General features: G+C 59.9%; 4 protein-coding genes. 3 read left to right on the forward strand and 1 reads right to left on the reverse strand.

The window, feature by feature from the left end; all coding sequences use genetic code 11:
- Positions 1–1,252: retention module-containing protein (locus AC3WP4_RS28395; RefSeq protein WP_158243447.1), on the reverse strand; the 1,252-nt coding region annotated here is incomplete at its 3' end.
- A 356-nt stretch (positions 1,253–1,608) separates the two neighbouring features.
- Between AC3WP4_RS28395 and AC3WP4_RS28400 the strand changes: the two genes are divergently transcribed.
- From AC3WP4_RS28400 to AC3WP4_RS28410, 3 genes are read left to right on the forward strand one after another with little or no spacing between them, the layout of a single operon-like run.
- On the forward strand, positions 1,609–2,961 hold the full coding sequence (locus AC3WP4_RS28400) for a TolC family outer membrane protein (RefSeq protein ID WP_076029093.1): 1,353 nt from the start codon (positions 1,609–1,611) through the stop codon (positions 2,959–2,961).
- 42 nt (positions 2,962–3,003) lie between these two features.
- On the forward strand, positions 3,004–5,160 hold the full coding sequence (locus AC3WP4_RS28405) for a type I secretion system permease/ATPase (RefSeq protein ID WP_102616645.1): 2,157 nt from the start codon (positions 3,004–3,006) through the stop codon (positions 5,158–5,160).
- Positions 5,150–6,517: an HlyD family type I secretion periplasmic adaptor subunit gene (locus AC3WP4_RS28410; protein ID WP_074872420.1), complete on the forward strand. Its 1,368-nt coding sequence runs from the start codon at positions 5,150–5,152 to the stop codon at positions 6,515–6,517. Before AC3WP4_RS28405 ends, AC3WP4_RS28410 begins: the two co-directional genes overlap by 11 nt.
- Positions 6,518–6,607: the final 90 nt, after the last annotated feature.

Raw genomic sequence — 6,607 nt, forward strand, 5'->3', positions numbered from 1 at the left:
TGAAGTTGACCACGCTGACGTCGCCATCGACGCTGCTGGTGCCGGTGAGGACGCTGCCGGTCACGGGGGCGTCTTCGGAAGTGGTCACGGTTTCGCTAACGTCGGTGAAGCTGTCGTCGACCGGGGTGACGTTGATGTTCAAGGTCGAAGTGACATTGCTGCCGGAGCCGTCGGTGACGGTATAGCTGACCGTCGGCACCGTGCCGTTGTAGTTGGCCACCGGGGTAAAGGTGTAGGCGCCATCGGCCGCAATGAGCAGGGTGCCAACGTTGGCAATGGAGGCGGTCTGGCCAGCTGTGAAAGTGCCATTGACACCGGCGATGCTGAAGGTGGACACGCTCAGGACGTTGTCGATGTCGCTGTCGTTACTCAACACATTACCGATCGCAGGGGTGTCTTCTGCGATGGTTTGGGTGTCTGCAGTCAAAACGCTCGGATCATCGACCGCTGTCACGGTGAGATCCAGCGTGCTGGTCAAGCCGGTGTTGGTGGTGTACGTGACTTGCGGCACGGCGCCGTTGTAGTTGGCGTCCGGAGTAAAGGTGTAGTTGCCATTGGTGCCGATGGTCAATGTGCCGACGCCGACGATGGTCGCCGTCTGGCCTGCGGTGAAACTGCCGGCCATACCGGCGACGGTGAAGCTGGAGACGCTGAGAGGCGTATCGGCATCGCTATCGTTGGTCAGGACATTGCCGGTCGCGACGCTGTCTTCGACCTGTGTGCCAGTATCCGCGGTCAGTACGCCCGGAGCGTTGGTGGCCGTGGTGTTCTGATTGCCGATATCGAGCGTGGTGGCTGCGGCAGTGGTGTCAGGGCCGTCGGTTGGGAAACCAATGGTCGGGTCGACCCGGCCAGCGGTTGCATCCAGCATCACGAAGCTGTGGCCGCCACCTGCTGCGCCGCCTGTGCCTGCAGCTGTCGGGCCGGCTGCGGTGGCTTCAAGATCGGTGGTCGGGTCGGCGCCGGCAACGATGGCTTGCTGCAGCTCTTCAACCGATGGCGCAGCTTGTGCAGTGGCTTGGGCAAGGTCAGCGCTGGAATCCGGCGCGCTGCTGCTCCACTGAGTGTCGCGGCCCAGGTCCAGGGTCCGGCCGTCAGCCAGCTCAAGCGTAACGGCGCCAGCTGCGCCGGTGTCTACCTGATCGCCGACAAACAACCGATCGCCTTCAACGAGTAAGCGGCGCACGCCCTCTGGGGACACCGCGAAAACCTGACCGACAATGCTTTTGACGATGGCCACAACACTGCTCATAAGACTCTCCGGGTGTCGCATTCAGTTGACTTCCATGAAGCTGGCGGCGTGTTTGCCAAACAGTCTGGACGTTCATTCAAGATATAAGAGGCACAACTTTGACGCGGGTATTAGTCAATAAATTGGCTATATTTTTTCGATATAAACTTTATGCCAAACTATTGACCTCTTGCCCGCCATCCTAAACACTCGCTTCCGTAATGTCACATTGATATTTAAGTGCTGGCACGTGCCAGAGAGTGTGATGCAGTTCCAAAATGCAACTTTCCGACATACGGTCATTCCGGATGTCATCATCCGATGCAGCGGCACGATCTGCAGTGACTCAAGACAAGTAAATCCTGGAAATTCCAACCATGCGTTTGCACCTGCTCAAGGCTTTACCCTTCGCCCTTGCCGCCAGTTTCGTTCAGGCGCAGTCCCTACCGGAAGCCATGCAACAGGCATTGGATGTCCATCCGGAGATCCAGGCAGGCGTTAACAGTCGATTGGCCGCGGATTATCAATTAAAGGCAGCAAAAGGGGGATACCTCCCAAAGGTCGATCTGCTTGGCGGATATGGTCGCGAAGGCACTGACAACGTCACCACCCGTGGCGCCGGCAACAACAATCACTGGGAAACCCTGACTCGCAGTGAATCGAGCGTGCGGTTGTCGCAAATGGTTTTTGACGGTTTTGCGACGTCGAGTGAAGTGGGGCGTCAACAAGCCACCGTTAATTCCCGCGCTTACTCCTTGCTGGGCACCTCCGAACGCACCGCGCTCACCGTCGCCCAGGTGTATCTCGACGTGCTGACCCGCCGTGAGTTCGTGCGTCTGGCGACCGACAACCTGAAGAACCACGAACGGACTTTCGACCAGATCAAGTTGCGCACCCAGCGTGGCGTGGGCAGTGGCGCCGACCTCGATCAAGCCGAAGCGCGTATGGCCCAGGCTCGCAACAACCTGATCACCGAACAGACCAACCTGGCTGACGCCGAGACCAACTTCCTCAGCGCCGTCGGCCAGATGCCCGATCAGCTGGAGCGTCCTTCCGATTTCATGGCGCTGTTGCCGGCCAACCTGAATGAAGCCCGGGCGCAGATGCTGGAAAACAGCCCTATCCTGCGTTCCGCCGAGTCGGACATCGCCGCTGCCGAGAAGCAGTACGCAGCCGCCAAGTCGACCTTCTACCCGCGTTTCGATGCTGAATTGGGTCGCTCTGCCGACAACGATATCGACGGCCAGAACGGTCACAGCAATGAATGGCAGGCCATGTTGCGCATGCGCTTCAACCTGTATTCCGGCGGCAGCAACAAGGCTGATCTGGAAGCCAAGTCTTACCTGTCCAACCAGGCACTGGACATTCGCAACAACGCCCTGCGTGTGTTGAACGAAGAACTGGGCCTGGCCTGGAATGCCTTGAACAACGCTAACGCCCAAGTACCGATCGCTCAGCAATATGTCGATCGCAGCACCAGCGTGCGTATCGCCTATCAGAAGCAGTTCAGTCTGGGTGAGCGCACCTTGCTCGACCTGCTCGACAGTGAAAACGAGCTATTCTCGGCTTCTCGCCGTCTGGCGGAGATCAAGAACATTCAGTTATTTACTCAGTACCGAATCAAGGCGACCATGGGCGAGTTGCTCAAAAGCCAGGGAGTGGTGGCACCGTTGGCATCCGTTGTGCAGAACGACGTGAAGCCCAAGGTTCAACTGCCCGGTATGAACTGAGCAGAACCTTCATTGTTCAATTGTTAGCCAAGAGTGCCGAGCGTGGAATCAGAAGTCAGTCGAGTTCAACTCATTCATGATCCACGCGCGCTGCACGACGATCCATTACTGGACGGCTTGCTGGCTCTTTGCGTCCTGCATCAGAAACCGGCCAGCGCCGCGATGTTGACCACCGGCCTGCCGTTGCCCAAGCAGCGCCTGAGTGTTGAGCTGCTGCCCCGCGCGGCCGCTCGCGCCGGCCTGCAAGGGCGGGTGCTGGTGCGCAAACTGGAGCAGATCCCGGCGATTGCCATGCCGGCGCTGTTGCTGCTCAAGGACGGTCGCAGTGCCGTCCTGCTTGGTTGGCACGGTGACGACCAGGCGCGCCTGCTGCTCAGCGAAAGCGATGGCGGCGAAAGTGTCGTCAGCCGCGAACTGCTGGCCGATGACTACATCGGCAAAGTGTTCTTCGCTCAACCCCAACACAAATTCGACGTCAATCACGGCACGCTGATCCCGCGCGCGCGCTCGTGGTTCCGCGACACCCTCAAGCGTTCGCGCTGGCTGTACGTCGACGCCATCGCCGCCAGTTTCCTGATCAACATCATTGCCATGGCCGCGCCGCTGTTCGTGATGAACGTCTACGACCGCGTCGTGCCGAACCAGGCCGAATCGACCCTATGGGTCCTGGCCATCGGTATCACCGGTGCTTACCTGTTCGACCTGATCCTCAAAAGCCTGCGCAGCCTCTGCCTCGACCTGGCCGGGAAGAAAACCGACCTGATCATCTCGGCCACGTTGTTCGAGCGCATCGTCGGCATGGCCATGAAGTACCGCCCGGCGCGGGTCGGCAGCTTTGCCCAGAACATCCATGAGTTTCAGAGCCTGCGCGACTTCCTCGCCTCGCTGACCCTCACCAGCCTGATCGACCTGCCGTTTACATTGCTGATCTTCATGGTCATCGCCATTCTCGGCGGGCATCTGGTGTGGATTCCGGTGCTGGCGTTCCCGATTGCCCTGCTGATCGGCTATGCCTTGCAGAAGCCGCTGGTGGCGACCATGGAGCGAACCATGGCGCTGGGCGCCGAGCGGCAGTCGAGCCTGATCGAAACCCTCGCCGGCCTGGACGCTGTGAAGGTCAACAACGCCGAAAGCGAACGTCAATATCAGTGGGAGCAAACCATCGGCACCCTCAGCCGACTCGAGCTGCGGGTGAAAATGCTTTCCGGTCTGGCGATGAACATCACCTTGCTGATCCAGCAACTGGCCGGGGTGATCATGATCGTCTTCGGCGTGTACCAGATCATCGACGGTCACCTGAGCATGGGCGGTTTGATCGCCTGCTACATGCTCAGTGGCCGCGCGCTCAGCCCGCTGGCCTCGTTGTCCGGCCTGTTGACGCGTTACCAGCAAGCGCGGGTGACCATGGTCTCGGTCGATCAGATGATGGAGCTGCCGCAAGAGCGCAACTTCGATGAACGTCCATTGAGCCGCAATGTGCTGCAAGGCGCCATCGAATGCCGGCAGATGAACTTCACCTACCCGAACCAACAGAACGCGGCGCTGAAGAACATCAACCTGACCATCAAGCCTGGCGAGAAAATCGGCATCATCGGGCGCAGCGGCTCGGGGAAAAGCTCCCTGGCCAAGCTGCTCGTAGGCCTCTACCAGCCGGACGATGGCGCTCTGTTGGTGGATGGCGTCGATATCCGTCAGATCGACGTCAGCGAATTGCGCCACAACATTGGCTACGTGGCCCAGGACATCCAGCTGCTGGCCGGCACCCTGCGCGACAACCTGGTGTCGGGCGCGCGCTATGTCGAAGACGAAATGGTGCTGCAAGCTGCCGAACTGGCCGGCGTCCACGAATTCGCCCGCCTGCACCCACAGGGTTATGAGCTGCAAGTGGGCGAGCGTGGGCAGAACCTGTCTGGCGGTCAGCGCCAGAACGTCGCCCTGGCCCGTGCGCTACTGCTCAACCCGCCGATCCTGCTGCTCGACGAGCCGACCAGCGCCATGGACAACACCGGCGAAGAACGCCTCAAGCAACGCCTCGCGGTGGTGGTTGAAAACAAAACCGTGGTGCTGGTAACGCACCGGGCTTCGCTGTTGTCGCTGGTGGATCGTCTGATCGTCATCGACCGCGGGCAAATTCTCGCCGACGGCCCGAAAGCCGCGGTGATGGAAGCGTTGAAGAAGGGGCAGATCAGTGTTGCTTAAGTCGGGTTTAAAGAATTCGATCGGCCGTTATTTCAAAGGCTCCGATTCGCTGCATGGCCAGCCACTTCCCGAGGTCAACAAAGCGCTGATCGAAGACGCCCCGCGTGTAGTGCGGCTGACCATCTGGGCGATCATTGGCTTCTTCGTGTTCCTGTTGCTCTGGGCCAACTTCGCCGTGGTCGACGAAGTCACCAAGGGCGATGGCAAGGCGATTCCCTCGTCCAAGATCCAGAAAATCCAGAACCTGGAGGGCGGTATCGTCTCCGAGTTGTTCGTGACCGAAGGGCAGATCGTTGAAGCCGGCGCGCCGCTGATTCGCCTGGACGACACGCGATTCGCCTCCAACGTCGGCGAAACCGAGGCCGATCGATTGTCCATGCTGCTGCGAGTCGAACGCTTGAGCGCGGAAGTCGATGACCGCCCGCTTAACTTCCCGGCGGATGTACTCAAGGCCGTCCCCGGTCAGGCAGCCAGCGAGGAGTCGCTGTACATCAGTCGCCGCCAGCAGTTGCACGATGAAATTGGCGGTTTGGAGGAGCAGTTGATCCAGCGTCAGCAAGAGCTGCGCGAGTTCACTTCCAAGCAGTCGCAGTACCGCAACGGTCTTGCGCTGCAGCGTCAGGAAATCAACATGTCCGAGCCGTTGGTGGCCCAGGGCGCGGTATCGCCGGTTGAAGTGCTGCGACTCAAGCGCGCCGAGGTTGAAACCCGCGGGCAACTCGACGCGACCACCCTGGCCATTCCTCGTGCCCAATCGGCGATCAAGGAAGTGCAGCGCAAAATCGACGAGACTCGTGGCAAATTCCGCAGCGAAGCACTGACTCAACTCAATGAAGCGCGCACGGATCTGAACAAGGCCCAGGCCACCGGCAAGGCGCTGGAAGACCGGGTCAGCCGGACGCTGGTCACCTCGCCGGTGCGCGGCATCGTCAACAAATTGCTGGTCAACACCATCGGCGGCGTGATCCAGCCGGGCAGCGACCTGGTGGAAATCGTGCCGCTGGACGACACCTTGCTGGTGGAAGCGAAAGTTCGCCCGCAAGACATCGCCTTCCTGCATCCGGGGCAGGAAGCGACGGTGAAGTTCACGGCGTATGACTACACCATTTACGGTGGGCTGAAGGCCAGGCTTGAGCAGATCGGTGCTGACACCATCACCGACGAAGACAAGAAAAACACCTACTACATCATCAAGCTGCGCACTGACCGCAGCCATTTGGGCACGGATGAAAAGCCGCTGCTGATCATCCCGGGGATGGTGGCTTCGGTGGACATCATTACTGGCAAGAAGACTGTGCTCAGCTACCTGCTCAAGCCGATCATTCGCGCGCGGGCCGAAGCGTTGCACGAGCGTTAGATGTCGGCTGGGGCTGATGGCCCTCATCGCGAGCAGGCTCGCTCCCACATTGGTTCTGTGTCGATCACATAACCCCTGTGGGAGCGAGCC

Source organism: Pseudomonas sp. FW305-20 (genome assembly GCF_058788075.1).

Excerpts from the sequence above, each read along its gene's own strand:
- AC3WP4_RS28400 (WP_076029093.1), top strand. The coding sequence starts at position 1,609 with ATGCGTTTGCACCTGCTCAAGGCTTTACCCTTCGCCCTTGCCGCCAGT.